General features: G+C 44.6%; 17 protein-coding genes. 13 read left to right on the forward strand and 4 right to left on the reverse strand.

Translation table 11 applies throughout. The annotated features are described in order from the left end of the window. Positions 1–978 (forward strand): gliding motility lipoprotein GldB, encoded by a 978-nt coding sequence (gene gldB, locus F8C76_RS16260; protein ID WP_152132663.1) that lies wholly within the window; start codon positions 1–3, stop codon positions 976–978. Then, on the forward strand, positions 979–1,311 hold the full coding sequence (gene gldC / locus F8C76_RS16265) for a gliding motility protein GldC (RefSeq protein WP_129654656.1): 333 nt from the start codon (positions 979–981) through the stop codon (positions 1,309–1,311). 3 nt (positions 1,312–1,314) lie between these two features. Here the strand turns inward: gldC and F8C76_RS16270 are convergent, their stop codons facing one another. After that, on the reverse strand, positions 1,315–1,815 hold the full coding sequence (locus F8C76_RS16270; protein WP_152132664.1) for a hypothetical protein: 501 nt from the start codon (positions 1,813–1,815) through the stop codon (positions 1,315–1,317). A gap of 83 nt (positions 1,816–1,898) precedes the next feature. On the opposite strand from F8C76_RS16270, the gene F8C76_RS16275 reads away from it, so the two are divergent. Then, positions 1,899–2,285: a GTPase gene (locus tag F8C76_RS16275; RefSeq protein ID WP_152132665.1), complete on the forward strand. Its 387-nt coding sequence runs from the start codon at positions 1,899–1,901 to the stop codon at positions 2,283–2,285. 27 nt (positions 2,286–2,312) lie between these two features. Here the strand turns inward: F8C76_RS16275 and F8C76_RS16280 are convergent, their stop codons facing one another. The 3 genes from F8C76_RS16280 to F8C76_RS16290 form a co-directional block, all read right to left on the reverse strand. Then, on the reverse strand, positions 2,313–3,038 hold the full coding sequence (locus F8C76_RS16280; protein WP_152132666.1) for a pirin family protein: 726 nt from the start codon (positions 3,036–3,038) through the stop codon (positions 2,313–2,315). 103 nt (positions 3,039–3,141) lie between these two features. Next, entirely contained in the window at positions 3,142–3,756 is a 615-nt protein-coding gene (gene yihA / locus F8C76_RS16285; RefSeq protein ID WP_152132667.1) for a ribosome biogenesis GTP-binding protein YihA/YsxC, read from the reverse strand. 2 nt (positions 3,757–3,758) lie between these two features. Then, positions 3,759–4,523, reverse strand: a complete 765-nt coding sequence (locus F8C76_RS16290) for an alpha/beta fold hydrolase (RefSeq protein WP_152132668.1) — start codon at positions 4,521–4,523, stop codon at positions 3,759–3,761. A 261-nt stretch (positions 4,524–4,784) separates the two neighbouring features. On the opposite strand from F8C76_RS16290, the gene mraZ reads away from it, so the two are divergent. The 10 genes from mraZ to murC all read left to right on the forward strand — a co-directional run bounded on the left by mraZ (position 4,785) and on the right by murC (position 16,209). Continuing rightward, on the forward strand, positions 4,785–5,240 hold the full coding sequence (gene mraZ / locus F8C76_RS16295; protein ID WP_129654650.1) for a division/cell wall cluster transcriptional repressor MraZ: 456 nt from the start codon (positions 4,785–4,787) through the stop codon (positions 5,238–5,240). Then, positions 5,233–6,135: a 16S rRNA (cytosine(1402)-N(4))-methyltransferase RsmH gene (rsmH, locus tag F8C76_RS16300; protein ID WP_152132669.1), complete on the forward strand. Its 903-nt coding sequence runs from the start codon at positions 5,233–5,235 to the stop codon at positions 6,133–6,135. The genes mraZ and rsmH overlap by 8 nt, the downstream gene beginning before the upstream one ends. Before the next feature lie 89 nt (positions 6,136–6,224). Further along, a complete protein-coding gene (locus F8C76_RS16305; protein WP_152132670.1) occupies positions 6,225–6,542 on the forward strand; it encodes an FtsL-like putative cell division protein in 318 nt (105 codons plus the stop codon). A gap of 4 nt (positions 6,543–6,546) precedes the next feature. Further along, on the forward strand, positions 6,547–8,556 hold the full coding sequence (locus F8C76_RS16310; RefSeq protein WP_152132671.1) for a PASTA domain-containing penicillin-binding protein: 2,010 nt from the start codon (positions 6,547–6,549) through the stop codon (positions 8,554–8,556). Then, on the forward strand, positions 8,553–10,013 hold the full coding sequence (locus F8C76_RS16315) for a UDP-N-acetylmuramoyl-L-alanyl-D-glutamate--2,6-diaminopimelate ligase (RefSeq protein WP_152132672.1): 1,461 nt from the start codon (positions 8,553–8,555) through the stop codon (positions 10,011–10,013). The genes F8C76_RS16310 and F8C76_RS16315 overlap by 4 nt, the downstream gene beginning before the upstream one ends. A gap of 10 nt (positions 10,014–10,023) precedes the next feature. After that, positions 10,024–11,244 carry a phospho-N-acetylmuramoyl-pentapeptide-transferase gene (gene mraY / locus F8C76_RS16320; RefSeq protein ID WP_152132673.1) on the forward strand — a complete coding sequence of 407 codons (1,221 nt, stop codon included), beginning with the start codon at positions 10,024–10,026 and terminating at the stop codon, positions 11,242–11,244. Beyond that, positions 11,245–12,579 carry a UDP-N-acetylmuramoyl-L-alanine--D-glutamate ligase gene (gene murD / locus F8C76_RS16325; RefSeq protein ID WP_152132674.1) on the forward strand — a complete coding sequence of 445 codons (1,335 nt, stop codon included), beginning with the start codon at positions 11,245–11,247 and terminating at the stop codon, positions 12,577–12,579. It begins immediately after the preceding gene. A gap of 3 nt (positions 12,580–12,582) precedes the next feature. Continuing rightward, entirely contained in the window at positions 12,583–13,788 is a 1,206-nt protein-coding gene (locus F8C76_RS16330; protein ID WP_152132675.1) for an FtsW/RodA/SpoVE family cell cycle protein, read from the forward strand. After that, positions 13,775–14,863, forward strand: a complete 1,089-nt coding sequence (gene murG / locus F8C76_RS16335; protein ID WP_152132676.1) for an undecaprenyldiphospho-muramoylpentapeptide beta-N-acetylglucosaminyltransferase — start codon at positions 13,775–13,777, stop codon at positions 14,861–14,863. Before F8C76_RS16330 ends, murG begins: the two co-directional genes overlap by 14 nt. After that, complete coding sequence (gene murC / locus F8C76_RS16340) at positions 14,860–16,209, forward strand: UDP-N-acetylmuramate--L-alanine ligase (RefSeq protein ID WP_152132677.1); 1,350 nt, start codon at positions 14,860–14,862, stop codon at positions 16,207–16,209. The genes murG and murC overlap by 4 nt, the downstream gene beginning before the upstream one ends. The last annotated feature ends 14 nt before the right edge of the window (positions 16,210–16,223 follow it).

Raw genomic sequence — 16,223 nt, forward strand, 5'->3', positions numbered from 1 at the left:
ATGAAGCGCTTGCCTAAATACTTTCTTTTTTACATTTTGTGTGGTTCCCTTTTTTTAATGTTGGGGTGCGAGGAAACTGATAAACGGGAGGATGAAATTGCCCAAATTCCTGTTGATCTTGAGGTATTTCGGTTTGATCGCGAATTTGCCGAAGCGAAGCCCCAAGATATCCCGGGGTTAAAATCCAAATATCCGTACTTGTTCCCTGAACAGTTTCCGGATAGCATATGGGTGGCCAAGTTGACCGATACCCTTCAGGTTGAGCTTTCAGGGGAAGTGGATAAGGCATTTGGGGATTTTGGGCAGGAGTCGGAAGATTTGGAAGGACTTTTTAAGCACATTAAATATTATTTTCCCAATGTTGGGGTGCCTAAGGTGGTGACCCTTACTTCGGATGTTCGGTACAATGACCGTATCATTCTCACGGATACCCTTTTGCTGATTGGTTTGGACAATTATTTGGGGAAGGACCATCATTTTTATGGAGGCATTCAGCGGTATATTGCAGAAGGACTCGATAAAAAATTCCTGACTTCGGATGTGGCCAGTGCCTTTGCCAAGAAGGTGCTCAACTATCCCAGAAACCGAAGTTTTCTGTCGCGAATGGTGTATTATGGGAAGGAGCTATATCTGAAGGATAGATTATTGCCTTCCATTACCGATGCACAAAAAATAGGATATTCCCCAGAAGAAATGGATTGGGCCAAGGCCAATGAGGAACAAATGTGGAAGTATTTTGTGGAGCGCGAACTGCTTTACAGTACCGATTCACAATTGGATAGAAAGTTTTTGGACCCGGCACCCTTTTCCAAATTCGGTCTGGAGTTGGACAATGAGTCGCCAGGTCGTTTGGGGCGGTATATGGGATGGCAGATCGTGAGAGCGTTTATGGAGAAGAATCCTGTCGGTCTGCAACAACTTTTGGATATGCCGGCCGATGAAATATTGAAAAAATCAAATTACAAACCCAGAAAATAAATGGCAGTAGAACATACTTCGGAAATAAAATTGACGGTAGGATTGGATGAGAACAGGGTTCCCGAGGAGCTCAGATGGTCGGCGCAGGACGGTGGTGTGGAAAATGAGGAGGCCAAAGCCATGATGTTGTCCGTTTGGGATAGTAAAAACCAAGAATCGTTAAAGATCGATCTTTGGACCAAGGATATGCCGGTGGATGAGATGAAACTGTTTTTCCATCAAACTTTGGTGACCATGGCGGATACCTTCATGAAAGCTACGCAAGATGAAAAAATGACGGCGACCATGAAGGATTTTTGCGATTACTTCGCTGAAAAAATGGAGCTGAAATAAGCACTATTCCCCCAAAGGTTGGTCATACCGGTTGAATTTTGATTTTTCTTCGCCCCGAAGATCGAGGTGACGCTCAACTTTGTCTCTTGTAGGTCTTTGGAGAAAAAGATAGAAAATCAAAAAAGCGGCAATGATCAAGTAAGCAAGGTTTTGGGTGTTGTGGAAAATCACGATGCCAAATAAGGCCGGGCCCTCCAAAAAAGCATACTTAATGATACTGGCAGTTTGAAACCGAGCCAGTTTTTGGCGTAGATCAAGATCTTTGGGAATGCTTCTTATCATTTTATTGAAAATAAAGCCTCCAAGAAAAATTCCGGTGATAGCTATAAGGGGAATGATAGCCAAAAAAGCATCTCCCGAATCTGAAAAATCCAAATGGGAATTTTGCACCTGGGTGTAAAAGAAAATACCCAAAATCACAGGACCGGCCATGATGCCCATGTGTAAAAAGGATAGGGTTTTAATAAAACTATTGGGAGTGATCGGGGTGGTGGCGTTTTTCATAATTTGGTTTGTTGTATAAAGAAACACAAAATACCGACAAATGTAAAGACCTGCAATTTTTCAGGTGTATTGGAACCTAAACTATGAAAAGCGAAATACCACGACTTTTGTTGGTCTATAATGCCGATTCAGGCACCCGAAATGCCATTTTGGACAGCATGCATAAAGTGATCAGTCCGTCTACTTATGCGTGCAATCTCTGTGATATTACCCACGGCTTGGTTTCAGAGAAGAGAGTCTGGAAAAAATTCCGAAAGGAGAGAGGTGGGCAATTGGAGTTTTTGCACAGGGATGAGTTCAAAAAGCAGTATGCCAGTAAGTTTGGGGCCAAGTTCACATTTCCCATTGTCTTGGTGGAAACCCAAATGGATTTGGAGGTGTTCATCTCTACAAATGAGTTGAATCAACTTCAAACGGCCGATGAGCTGATTGACCTGGTTGAAAAGCGCTTAAAAAAAACGCCCCTTTAAAGGGGCGTGGTCAAGTGGTCTTGTAAATTATCCTATGGCTTCAAGAGCCATGGGGACTTCCATCAATAGTACCCTGCTATCTGTTAAGGCGGTAAGGTCAAAAGAATTGGTTTCCCATAGACCAAAGCCATCGCGTTTCTCCAACCGCTGTCCGTTGATTTCAACTTCACCTTCCAAAACAAAGACATACACACCATTCCCCTCCTTTTTTAAAGTATAGGTGTCCGAGGAATTGGGTTCAAATTTGCCCAAATGGAACCAAGCGTCTTGATGTGCCCAAACGCCATCATCTTCTGGGTTGGGTGAAAGCACTTGATAGAAAGCATTTTCCTTGGCGATATCCCGAATGGAAATTTGGTCGTATCGGGGCTCCACATTTCGTTGGTTGGGAAATACCCAGATTTGGAGAAACTTCACGTCCCTGTTATCATTTTTATTGTATTCGCTATGGAAGATACCGGTCCCGGCACTCATTATCTGTACATCACCTTCTTTTATGGTAGTGGTGTTCCCCATACTGTCCTTGTGTTCCAAATCACCTTCCAAGGGAATGGAAATGATCTCCATATTGTCGTGGGGGTGGGTGCCGAAGCCCTTTCCGGCCGCAACCTGATCATCGTTCAAAACACGGAGTACTCCAAAATGCATCCGCTCTGGATTTTGGTAGCCTGCAAAGCTAAATGTATGGTGACTGTTGAGCCAACCGTGGTCGGCGTGGCCTCTTGTAGCTGCTTTGTGCAATACGGTTTTCATGGTGTTAACCTTCTTGATTTATTAAATACTCAGTTATCCAAAGTAAGTCGTAAAAGGCAAAGTTGACTTACAGAACTTGCAATAGTGAAATGGGCGGAAACGGCTAAGAATTGTTACTGAAAAAATCCTGATTGATTTGATCAATGAACCCCAACAGTTCCTCACGTCCCATGCGGTTGGAAGAGGAAGTGGTAAAATGTGGAGGGACTTCTTCCCATGCGCTATCCAGTAACTTTTGGAGATAGGCATTGGCCTGTTTCTCTATCACATTGGGTTTAAGCTTGTCCGCTTTGGTGAAAATTATGGCGAAGGGAATCTGATTGGTTCCCAGCCATTCCATAAACTCAAGGTCAATGGGTTGGGGGTCGTGCCGAATATCCACCAATACAAAACCGCAGACCAATTGTTTTCTTTTCTGAAAATATTCGGTAATATACTTTTGAAAGGTCTTTTTGTCCTTTTTGGAGACCCGCGCATAGCCATACCCGGGCAAATCCACCAAAAACCAATTGTTGTTGATCTTAAAGTGGTTGATGAGTTGCGTCTTTCCAGGTTTCCCGGAAGTTTTGGCCAAGCCTTTGCGGTCCACCAACATATTGATCAAGGACGATTTTCCAACATTGGATCGTCCAATAAAGGCATATTCGGGCAACGGTTCATTGGGGCACTTGGCCACACTGGAGTTGCTCATGATAAATTCCGCAGAAGTGATTTTCATGCTTAGAAGTTACGCTTTTTCAGCCAAGCCTCAAGGATGCGATTAAAGTCCTCGGGATGCTCCATCATGGGAGCGTGCCCACATTTTTCAATCCAAAACAGGTCGGAGTCGGGTAGTAGTTCGTGGAATTCCTTGGCCACGTTGGGAGGGGTCACCGTATCGTTTTCTCCCCAGATAATGCAAGTGGGCGTGTCCATATGCGGAAGGTCCTTGGACATATTGTGCCTAATGGCACTTTTGGCAATGGCCAGGGTCTTTACCAATTTCATACGGTCGTTCACCGTGGCGAACACTTCATCCACAATTTCCTTGGTGGCTACTTCAGGGTCATAAAAGACATCCTGGGCCTTCTTTTTTATGAATTCGTAATCGCCACGTTTCGGGTAACCATCGCCCATGGCACTCTCATAGAGGCCTGAGCTACCGGTGATGACCAATGCCTTGACTATTTCCGGATACATTTTGGTGTGCAATAAACCAATATGTCCTCCAAGTGAATTCCCCAATAAAATGACATCCTTAAGTCCTTTATATTCAATAAACTCCTCCAAGAACTTGGCAAAGTTCTTCACGGTGGTTTTGAGTAGGGGCATTTCGTAAATGGGAAGTTCGGGAATCAGTATCTGATAGCCCTTTGATGGGAAAAATTCGGATACGCCTTGGAAGTTGCTCAATCCTCCCATAAGCCCATGCAAGATAATCATAGGGGTTCCTTCACCCATTTCTATGTATCGGTACTTGCCGTCCTTGATTATATGCTCTTCCATCAATAGTCAGTTGGTCGAGGGGCAAATATAGGCATTTCATATAACACAAAATCCAGCTTATGTTATCTCTAAATCATGTTTTTTCAATTCAACCGCATATGTATGCCCATGGCTGGAATTTTTTGCAGGATGTATTTAAGGTCAAATCATGGGCTTTTTATCGAAAAGTGGGGAATTTATTAACAAAAGTGTCTTTAAGTGGAGAAATGTGGAAATAAAATCAATATATTTGAGTTGTATTAAGTAACCAATTGATTTCTAGTGACCCATATCATCGGACAACATGATTGTAAGGCAGATTCAAAAGGAAGGGTTTTGTTGCCCATTTCCTTGAAGAATCAGCTTTTGCCTGTTTTGAAGGATGGGTTTGTGATAAAACGATCGGTTTTTCAGCAATGTTTGGAGTTGTATCCCAAGCAGGAGTTTGATGTCTTGATGCAGAAAGTCATGAAGAAGAGCAAGATCAACCGCAAGTACGATGCCTTCGTCCGAAACTTTGTGGCCGGTATGAAAGAAGTGGCCATTGATGGGGATTCGGGAAGGCTTCAGATACCAAAAAATCTGGTGGATTTTGCGGGAATTGAGAAAGAAGTAGTACTCAATGCGGTTTTCGACAAGATAGAGATCTGGGACAAGGACAAGTATGAAAAAGTCTTGGCCGAGGGAGAAAAGGATTATGCCGATCTAGCGGAAGAGATTTTTGCAGACGATGAGTAGTCCGTACCATAATCCGGTGCTTTTGCACGAGTCGGTGGACGGATTGAACATAAAACATGATGGAGTGTATGTGGATGTCACCTTTGGTGGTGGCGGGCACTCCAGGGAAATATTGAAAAGGCTTGGCGATGAGGGAAGATTATTTGCGTTTGATCAAGATGAGGATGCCCTGCAGAATGCAATCGACGATGGACGGTTTCAATTGATCAATCAGAACTTTCGCTATCTCAAGCAGTTTTTAAAGTTCTATGGCATTCGGAAAGTTGATGGAATCTTGGCGGATTTTGGGGTTTCTTCCCATCAGTTCGATGAAGCCGAACGTGGCTTCTCCATCCGTTTCAATGCGGATCTGGACATGCGGATGAACCGCAGCAATGAATTGTCGGCCTACGAGGTGGTCAATACCTATTCCCAGGAAGATTTGGCGTCGGTTTTATACCAATATGGTGAGTTGCGAAATGCAAGGGCCATGGCAAAAACGATTGAAGCGTCCCGGTCGGATGCGCCGATCAGGACCACGGACGAGCTCAAGACAGTTTTGGCCGGTTTTCTGCCCAAGATGAAAGAGAACAAGATCCTGGCCCAGATTTATCAGGCTATCCGGATTGAGGTCAACCAAGAAATAGAGGTGCTCAAGGAGTTTTTGTTGCAAGTGCCCGATATGTTGGAAAAAGGAGGAAGGTTGAGTATGATCAGTTACCACTCCTTGGAAGATCGATTGGTGAAGCGCTTTATCCGGGCCGGAAGATTTGAAGGGGAACCTGAAAAGGATTTTTATGGGAATATAGATGTTCCCTTGAAAAAAGTGGGAGGGCTCATTGTGCCATCAGCAGAAGAAATAGCAAGGAACAATAGGGCGAGAAGTGCAAAACTCCGCATAGCGGAAAGAATATAGGGTGTTGTGGAAATGTCATCTTGAGCGCAGTCGAAAGGTGACTTGTGAATGGATTTCCGCTTTCGAGGGAATGATAAATTGAAAATGAAATGAGAAAAGGTTTGTTGGACATATTAAAAGGAAAGTTTTTGGTGAGCGGGGATGCTCCCAAGAACTGGATGTTTTTGTTGTTTGCCTCTTTTCTGGCAGCCTTGATGATTTCCAGTAGCCATAATGCCGATAAAAAAGTACTCGAAATAGCAGCCTTGAACGAAGAAGTCCGGGAGTTGCGAAGCGAGTTTGTGGAAGGGCGTTCCCATGTACAACAATTAAAATTGGAATCCACTTTAAGGAAGACTGTGGCAGAAAAAGGGCTTTTGCCATCAGAAAACCCGCCCAGAAAAATCATAGTTAAATCAGCGGAATAAGATAGTGGCGATCACCGAAAAAAATATCATGAACAGACTGTACCTCGTTGCCGGGGGACTTTGTGTATTGGCCATAGCGGTGGTGGTAAAGCTGGTGGATATCCAAATGGTGCGCGCAGAGGAGTACAAAGAACTGGCCCTGAGCAAAACCGAAAAGATGTTCACTATTGAGCCCAATCGGGGAAACCTGTATTCGGAAGATGGAAGCTTGTTGGCTGCATCCGTGCCCAAGTATGAGATTCGGTTTGATGCCAAAACGGTTTCCGAGAAAAATTTCCAGAACAACGTGGCTGCACTTTCCGATTCGTTGGGGAAAATGTTCAACAGGCCATCATCGTATTATAGACAACTGTTCAGAAAGGCCAGGGCCAATGGTAACCGATACAAGTTGGTGGCCCGTAATGTGGATTATCTGGATTATGTACGCATAAAACAGTTCCCTTTGTTCAAATTAGGACCTTACAAAGGTGGTTTTATTGAGACCCACCGCGTGGTGCGGGAATATCCCTTGGGAAAAATGGCAGCTCGAAGCATTGGTTATGAAAGGGTTGATGAAAATGGATATTATACCCGTGTGGGGCTTGATGGTGCCTTTGGAGAATCTTACTTGAGAGGCAAAGAAGGCAAGCGCCTGAAACAGAGAATAGCAAAAGGACAGTGGAAACCTGTTGGGTTGGATAATATAGTGGAGCCTCAGGATGGATTGGACGTGGTTTCCACGATTGACATCAATATTCAGGACATTGCACATCACGAACTTTTGGCCCAACTGGAGAAATATAAGGCAGACCATGGCTGTGTGGTGGTCATGGAAACCAAGACCGGAGAGGTAAAGGCTATTTCCAATCTAGGTCGTACATCCGAAGGAAAATATTACGAAAAGTTGAACTATGCTATTGGGGAATCCCATGAGCCCGGTTCTACTTTTAAATTGATGTCTTTGGTGGCAGCCCTTGAAGACAAGGTGGTCGATACCAGTACCGTAATCGATACCGAGAAAGGAAGATACCGTATTTATGATGGGGTGGTGCGGGATTCCAAATGGGGTGGCTATGGCAAGATTTCAACGGCCAGGGCCTTTGCGGTTTCCTCCAATACGGCATTTGCCAAGATCATCAATGAAAATTACAAGGAACAGCCTGAAAAATTTGTCAATCGATTGATGAATATGGGGCTACATAAAAGATTGGGGATACCTATTAAAGGAGAGGGAGCCCCCGTAATCAGATATCCTGGGGACAAAGGGTGGTCCGGAATCTCCTTGGGATGGATGTCTTACGGATATGAAGTGTCCTTGACCCCCATGCAGACTTTGGCTTTTTACAATGCCATTGCCAATGATGGGGAGTTGGTAAAGCCAAGATTGATAAAAGAAGTAAGGGAAGGAAGTAAGATCATTAAAAAGTTTGATAAGCAGGTGCTGAACCCATCCATCTGTTCCGAAGAGACTGTTTTGAAGATGCAGCAATTGATGAAGGACGTGGTGGAAAAAGATTATGGAACAGGACATAAACTGTACTCCAAAAACTTTTCCATGGCAGGAAAAACAGGAACCTGTCAGAAAAACTATGAAACCAAGGACCCGGATAAGCTGGCCTATATATCCACTTTTGCGGGTTATTTCCCTGCGGACAATCCCAAGTATTCCTGTATCGTGATCATTCATGAGCCGGATAAAAGTGTAGGCTATTATGGTGCGGATGTTTCTGGTCCGGTTTTCAAGTCCATGGCGCAGAAAATCCATGCCATCTCACCTTTGGTGGATGAAGTGGAAGAAAGAATGCCAGAGTACAATGTCTTGGATGAAGAGTACCAGCATTACTTCGCACAAGCCCAGAAAAAATACAACACCATTCCCAATGTAAAGGGAATGAGTGGAATGGATGCCGTTTCCCTTTTGGAAAATTTAGGATTGGAAGTGGAGGTACATGGCAATGGAAAGGTAAAAGGGCAGTCCATAAAGCAAGGAACGGATATCAAACAGGTTAAAAAAATAGTACTGGAACTTTCATGAAGTTGTTGAAGGACATATTATATGGGGTAAGCCTTTCAGCGGTAAGTGGCGACACCAATGTGTTGGTGAACCAAATCCATTTCGATTCCAGAAAGGTAGAGATGGATGATGTGTTCGTGGCCGTTCGGGGAACCATTACCGATGGTCATGAGTATATCCAAAAGGCAGTGGAATCCGGTGCAAAGGCCATCGTATGTGAGGAGCTTCCGGAATTGTTGATCAATGGGGTCAGCTATATTAAGGTATCCGATTGCAACAGCGCATTGGCCATTATGGCGGCCAATTTTTTCGATAATCCCTCTAAAAACTTGAAGTTGGTAGGGGTAACGGGAACCAATGGAAAGACTACGGTCACCACCTTGTTGTACAATCTGTTCAAAAAGGCAGGATATAAGGTTGGGCTTATCTCCACGATCAAGGTAATGGTGGACGATAAGGAGCATCCTACCAGCCATACTACTCCAGATGTAATGACCATCAACACCTATCTCTCCCAGATGAATCAGATTGGTGTGGAGTTCTGTTTTATGGAGGTCAGTTCCCATGGTATCCACCAGAAAAGGGCAGAAGGACTCCATTTTGCAGGGGCCATTTTTACCAACCTTTCACACGATCACTTGGATTACCACAAAACCTTTGCGGAGTATCGGGATACCAAGAAAAGACTGTTCGATGGCTTGCCCAAGAGCGCCTTCGCCTTGGTGAACATAGACGATAAGAACGGATTGGTCATGTTGCAGAATACCAAGGCCAAAAAATATACCTACGCCTTAAAATCCTATGCAGATTATAGGGCCCAGATTTTGGAAAAGCAGTTCAATGGACAGTTGTTGAAACTGGATGATAATGAGCTGTGGTCCAAATTGATTGGGGATTTCAATGCCTATAACCTATTGGCCATTTATGCCACGGCGGATATTTTGGGCTTGGAAAAAATGGAGACCCTACGGTTGATGAGCGAGTTGGAGAATGTGGATGGTAGGTTTCAATACTATATATCAAAAGATAAAATAACGGCTATTGTTGATTATGCCCATACGCCGGATGCACTAAAAAATGTGTTGGTTACGATCAATGCATTGAGGACTGGAAATGAAAACGTCATCACCGTAGTGGGGTGTGGTGGTGACCGTGATAAGTCTAAGCGTCCGGTTATGGGTCATATCGCATCCGAAATGAGCAATCAGGCCATTTTTACCTCGGATAATCCGAGAACGGAATCCCCAGAGGCCATTATTGCCGATATGGAAGCCGGGGTAGAGGCCCAGAACACCAAAAAAGTATTGTCCATAGAAAACCGGAGACAGGCTATAAGAACAGCTTGCAAGCTGGCAATGACCAACGATATCATCCTAGTGGCCGGAAAAGGACATGAAACCTATCAGGAAACCAATGGGGTCCGTGTGGATTTTGATGATTTTAAAGAAGTTAAAGAGGCTTTGGATAGCCAAAATTGATTTGTAGCCCATGCTATATTATTTGTTCGAATACTTGGAGAAACAATACCAACTGCCCGGGGCGGGACTTTTTCAGTTCTATACCTTCCGTGCCGCCATGTCGGTGCTGCTTTCTCTGTTGATTGCCATGGTTTACGGAAAACGTATCATCCAATACCTGCAGAAGAAGCAGATTGGGGAGACGGTCCGTGATTTGGGATTGGAAGGACAAAAGCAAAAGGCCGGAACCCCTACCATGGGAGGGCTTATCATTATTTGGTCCACCCTGTTGCCGGTGCTGCTATTTGCCGATGTGCAAAACATCTACATCATCCTTTTGATAATTACCACGGTATGGATGGGCACTATTGGTTTTGTGGACGATTACATCAAGATTTTCAAGAAGGACAAAAAGGGGCTCAAGGGCCGGTTCAAGGTATTGGGGCAAGTAGTTTTGGGATTGATTGTTGGCGCTGTGCTCTATTTCCATCCCGAAGTAACCATTAAAGAAAAGGATACCACCCAAATCAATGAAAATTTTAGGGTAGAGAGGGTGTTTGGTGAAGAGACCAAGGCGGTCCGTACCAATGTTCCCTTTTTTAAGGACAACGAATTGGATTATGCAGATTTGATTGCATGGACCGGTGATGGTATGGAGCAATACGCTTGGATAATTTTCATCCCGGTGGTCATTCTTATTGTAACAGCGGTGTCCAATGGGGCCAACCTCACGGACGGAATAGATGGGTTGGCCGCAGGCTCTTCGGCCATAATTGTGCTGACCTTGGGGATTTTCGCCTGGGTTTCGGGCAATGTGCAATTCTCCAACTACTTGGACATTTTCTATTTGCCCAGAGCAGGGGAGTTGGTCGTGTTCATCGCGGCATTCGTAGGGGCCTTGGTTGGATTTTTATGGTACAACGCCTATCCGGCCCAAGTGTTTATGGGAGATACGGGAAGTCTCACCATTGGTGGGGTCATTGCCGTAATTGCCATCATCGTAAGAAAGGAACTGTTGATTCCCATTTTGTGCGGAATCTTCTTTGCCGAATCCTTATCGGTCATGTTGCAGGTGGGGTATTTCAAACATACGAAGCGGAAATATGGCGAAGGAAAACGCATATTCTTGATGGCGCCATTGCACCATCATTATCAGAAAAAAATGTATCACGAGAGCAAAATAGTCACCCGGTTTTGGATCATAGGGATTTTGCTCGCCATTGTGACTATTGTCACCTTAAAGATTCGATAAATGGGTCGTTTGGTGATATTGGGAGGAGGAGAAAGTGGTGTGGGAACCGCCATTTTGGGAAAACAGAAAGGATTTGAAGTCTTTGTTTCGGATAAAGGTGAAATAAAGGAAACCTATAAAAAAGTTCTTGAACATTTTGAGATTGAATGGGAGTCGGGCCAGCATACCGAAGCCAAGATCCTGAATGCCGATGTGGTCATGAAAAGCCCCGGGATTCCGGACAAGGTGCCCTTGGTGAAACAATTGGTGGCAAAAGGTATTCCGGTGATTTCGGAGATTGAATTCGCTTCAAAATATACGGATGCAACCTTAATTGGAATCACAGGTAGCAATGGCAAGACCACTACCACCATGATGACCTACCATCTGTTGAAAGAAGGAGGGTTGAACGTGGGTATGGCCGGAAATATTGGCGATAGCTATGCCAAAATGGTGGCGGAAAAGGATTATGATCAGTATGTGTTGGAAATCAGCAGTTTTCAACTGGATGGAATCGTGGACTTTAAACCCCACATTGCCGTGATCACCAATATTACCCCCGACCATTTGGACCGATATGACTATCAATTTGAAAATTATATCGCTTCCAAATTTCGTATAGCGATGAATCAGGATGAAAAAGATTATCTGATTTATGATGCAGATGATGAAGTGATTGTGAATTGGCTAAAAAAGAACCCCGTTCGATCCAAATTGGTTCCATTTTCCTTAAAAGTGAAGGTGGACGAAGGAGCTTGGTTGGAAGACAAAACGATACATATAAAATTAGAACATAAAACCTTGGAGATGAGTACAGATATTTTGGCCTTGGAAGGGCAACACAATGTAAAGAACACCATGGCCGCCAGCATGGCTGCCCTATTGGTGAAAGTGAGGAAGGAGACCATACGTCAGAGTATCCAGTCGTTTCAAGGGGTGCCCCACCGATTGGAGAAGGTGTTGAAGATCAACCATGTGGAATATATCAATGATTCCAAGGCCACCAATGTGAATGCTACCTACTATGCCCTTGATGGCATAAAGCGACCCATAGTTTGGATCGTAGGCGGAGTGGACAAAGGCAACGATTATTCCGAATTGATGCCATTGGTTCGGGAAAAAGTCAAGGCCATTGTCTGCTTGGGAATGGACAATTCCAAGCTGAAGTCGGCTTTTGGCAATGTCATTGATCTTATGGTGGAGACCTATTCCATGGAAGAGGCCGTAAAGGTAGCCTACAAGATTGCTGAGCGCGGAGATGCCGTGTTGTTGTCTCCGGCCTGTGCCAGTTTCGACTTGTTTGAGAACTATGAGGACCGAGGAAATCAATTCAAGGAAACCGTAAAAAATCTATAAAGCGTGAAAACCGTGTTCAAAAATTTGAAAGGAGATAAAGCCATTTGGGGCGTAGTGGCCCTGTTGGCCCTTTTCTCATTTTTGCCGGTCTATAGTGCCAGTACCAATCTGGTCTACGTAAATGGCGATGGAACCACCTTGGGTCATTTGGTAAAGCATGCCGTACTCTTGTTTTTGGGATTTGGGATCATTTATGCAGTGCATCGCATACCAACCCATTACTTTAAGGGACTTTCCATAATTGCGTTGCCCATTGTGTTGATTTTGCTGGGTTATACGCTTACCGTGGAGACAGAGATTGGAGGGGTTACTGCAAATCGCTGGATCAAGATTCCGTTTGTTGGGGTCAACTTCCAGACATCGACTTTGGCATCGGTGGTCCTTATGATCTGGATTGCAAGGTATTTGACCAAGATTAAGGATACCCAAATTACCTTTAAGGAAAGTATTTTGCCCTTGTGGTTACCCACCGCTCTGGTGGTATTGTTGATATTGCCTGAAAACTTTTCAACCGCAGCCATCATCTGTTTTTTGGTGTTGGTGCTGTGTTTTTTGGGCGGATATCCCCTAAAATATTTGTTTGCCATGGTGGGTGCGGGAATCGTATTGGCGGGAATGTTCCTTTTTGTGCTGTTCAAGGCCCCCGATGCTTTGCCCCAACGGGCAGGCACATGGAAATCCAGGATAGAGACTTTTATCCACCCTGAACAGGCGGATAAAGATGACCTGCACCAATTGACCTTGGCCCAGATTGCCATTGCAGAAGGTGGTGTTGTAGGTAAAGGTGCAGGGAAAAGCGTCATGAAGAACATGCTGTCCCAGAGTACTTCGGATTTCATTTTTGCCATCATTATCGAGGAATATGGATTGTTGGGTGGTGGAGCATTATTGTTTTTCTATTTGTTGCTATTGTTCAGGATCGTGGTAGTGGCCCATTCGGCCAAGACCGTGTTTTCAAAATTACTGGTGATAGGCGTTGGACTGCCCATTGTTTTTCAGGCCTTCATCAATATGGCCGTGGTGGTACAGTTGTTTCCGGTTACGGGGCAACCTTTGCCACTCATCAGTATGGGAGGTACCTCCATTTGGATGACCTGTATGGCGATTGGCATAGTGTTGAGTGCAAGCAACAAGAAAGAGAACTTAGAGGAGCAATCCTATGATATAGATGAGACCAACCCTTTAGAAGTATTGAGTGGACAGATATAGGTTTATACTTTCTGGAGGAGGAACTGGCGGCCACATTTATCCGGCCATAGCTATAGCCAATGAGCTGAAAAAAAGGCATCCCAATGCGGAATTTTTGTTCGTGGGTGCCAAGGATAAAATGGAAATGGAAAAAGTACCGCAGGCCGGATACGAAATTAAAGGCTTGTGGATAAGTGGAATACAACGGAAACTGACATTGAAGAATCTCATGTTTCCCTTTAAATTGATAAGTAGTTTGTTGGCAGCGCGCAAAATAGTGAAGCAATTTCAACCCCATGTGGCCATTGGCACTGGAGGGTTTGCGAGCGGACCATTGTTACGGATGGCCGAAAGCTATGGCGTTCCCTGCGTGTTGCAAGAGCAGAATTCCTTCGCGGGGATCACCAACAAACTATTGGCAGGGAAGGCCAAAAAAATATGTGTGGCCTATGACGGTATGGAGCGGTTTTTTCCAAAGGATAAGATTGTGAAGACCGGGAATCCCATCCGCATGGATTTGGTGGATTTAAAATCAACCAAAGATGGAGCCAGTGCATTTTTTGGGTTGGACGCCACGAAAAAAACGGTTTTGGTGTTGGGAGGCAGTTTAGGTGCGCGTCGCATCAATCAATTGATTGAAAAGGAGCTCGATTTCTTTGAAAAAAGAGGGTTGCAGGTACTGTGGCAATGCGGGAAACTGTATTATGAGGAGTATAAAAAATACGATTCCGATATGGTGAAAGTGTTGGCTTTTGTCAATCGGATGGATTTGGCCTACACTATGGGAGATGTGATTATTTCCCGAGCTGGTGCTGGTTCGGTATCAGAGTTGTGTCTGGTGGGAAAACCAGTGGTTTTTATTCCATCGCCCAATGTGGCCGAGGACCATCAAACCCAAAATGCAAAGGCATTGGCAGTAAAGGATGCGGCCATCATGCTCAAGGAGGATGAACTGGACGGCACATTTGAAAACACGTTCTCTAGCCTGTTGGATTCGGAAGCAATGCAGCTAAAGCTGGGAACCAATATTAAAAAATTGGCCATGCCCAAGGCTACGGAACATATTGTTGATGAAATTGAAAAGTTGTTGAAGTGAATGTAAAGGACATCCATAGCGTCTATTTTATTGGAATCGGAGGTATAGGTATGTCCGCCCTGGCTCGGTATTTCCATTTTATTGGGAAAGATGTAGCCGGATACGATCGTACATCGACCCCGATTACGGATGGATTGGTGGAAAAGGGTATTGCCGTACATTTTGAGGACAATGTGGAGGTCATCCCAAAAAACTTCAAGCAAGAAGGAACCCTTGTGGTGTATACTCCTGCAGTGCCTAAAAGTCACTCAGAACTGCAGTTTTACCAGAACAATGGCTTTGAGATCAAGAAGCGCTCCGAGGTATTGGGAATCATTACCAAGGATACTTTTTGCCTAGCGGTCGCCGGAACACACGGAAAGACCACCACATCCTGCATTTTAGCACATTTGCTACGAGAATGTGGCTTGCCCTTCACCGCATTTTTAGGAGGTGTTTCGGAAGACTTTGATAGCAACTTTGTGCTAGACGGAACGGAGTATTCTGTGGTGGAAGCCGATGAATTTGACCGTTCCTTTTTGCAATTGTTCCCCAATGTGGCCTGTATTACCTCCATGGATGCCGATCACTTGGATATTTATGGGACCAAGGAGCAATTGGAAGATTCTTTTCGGGCATTTGCAGGGCAGCTTAAACCGGGGGGCACTCTTTTTGTACGCAACGGATTGCCCATGGAGGGCATTACTTATGGCATAGAGGATGACTCGGCCTATTGTATAGAAAATATCAAAACTGAACAGGGGACTTACATATTTGATTTGGTCACCCCTTCCGGAACAATTTCGGATGTGAAGTTCAATAAACCGGGAAGGCACAATTTGCTCAACGGATTGGTGGCTTTTGCCATGGCGGAGCAGACGGGCTGTTCGCCAAAACAGCTGGCCAAGGCATTGGAAAGTTTCAAGGGGGTACAGCGCAGATTTTCCTATCAAATAAAGGAAAAGGATTTTGCCTTTATAGATGATTATGCGCACCATCCCACCGAAATTGAAGCGGTACATCAAGCCATACGGGAAATGCATCCAGGTGAAAAGGTTACGGCCATATTTCAGCCCCATCTTTTCTCAAGGACCAAGGATTTTGTGGATGATTTTGCAACCAGCCTATCCAAGTTTGATGAGATCTTGTTATTGGAAATCTACCCAGCGCGGGAAGAACCCGTTCCAGGGGTAAATTCGACTTGGTTGTTGGAGAAAATCGGCAATCCAAACAAGAGACTGGTTTCCAAATCTGAACTGATTGATGAAATAAAAAAATATAGAACAGGGGTCTTGGTCGCCATTGGCGCGGGGGACATAGGATTGGAAGTGTCCAAGATCAAAAAAGAACTGACCTATGCGAGTTAATTGGAATTACATAA

This window comes from Flagellimonas olearia (assembly GCF_009184425.1).
In the GTDB taxonomy this organism is placed as follows: Bacteria; Bacteroidota; Bacteroidia; order Flavobacteriales; family Flavobacteriaceae; genus Flagellimonas; species Flagellimonas olearia.

What these genes read in the sequence shown, in the direction of transcription:
- gldB (WP_152132663.1), top strand. Translation starts at nt 1, where the DNA reads ATGAAGCGCTTGCCTAAATACTTTCTTTTTTACATTTTGTGTGGTTCC.
- gldC (WP_129654656.1), top strand. Translation starts at nt 979, where the DNA reads ATGGCAGTAGAACATACTTCGGAAATAAAATTGACGGTAGGATTGGAT.
- F8C76_RS16270 (WP_152132664.1), bottom strand. Translation starts at nt 1,815, where the DNA reads ATGAAAAACGCCACCACCCCGATCACTCCCAATAGTTTTATTAAAACC.
- F8C76_RS16275 (WP_152132665.1), top strand. Translation starts at nt 1,899, where the DNA reads ATGAAAAGCGAAATACCACGACTTTTGTTGGTCTATAATGCCGATTCA.
- F8C76_RS16280 (WP_152132666.1), bottom strand. Translation starts at nt 3,038, where the DNA reads ATGAAAACCGTATTGCACAAAGCAGCTACAAGAGGCCACGCCGACCAC.
- yihA (WP_152132667.1), bottom strand. Translation starts at nt 3,756, where the DNA reads ATGAAAATCACTTCTGCGGAATTTATCATGAGCAACTCCAGTGTGGCC.
- F8C76_RS16290 (WP_152132668.1), bottom strand. Translation starts at nt 4,523, where the DNA reads ATGGAAGAGCATATAATCAAGGACGGCAAGTACCGATACATAGAAATG.
- rsmH (WP_152132669.1), top strand. Translation starts at nt 5,233, where the DNA reads ATGAGTAGTCCGTACCATAATCCGGTGCTTTTGCACGAGTCGGTGGAC.
- F8C76_RS16305 (WP_152132670.1), top strand. Translation starts at nt 6,225, where the DNA reads ATGAGAAAAGGTTTGTTGGACATATTAAAAGGAAAGTTTTTGGTGAGC.
- F8C76_RS16315 (WP_152132672.1), top strand. Translation starts at nt 8,553, where the DNA reads ATGAAGTTGTTGAAGGACATATTATATGGGGTAAGCCTTTCAGCGGTA.
- mraY (WP_152132673.1), top strand. Translation starts at nt 10,024, where the DNA reads ATGCTATATTATTTGTTCGAATACTTGGAGAAACAATACCAACTGCCC.
- murD (WP_152132674.1), top strand. Translation starts at nt 11,245, where the DNA reads ATGGGTCGTTTGGTGATATTGGGAGGAGGAGAAAGTGGTGTGGGAACC.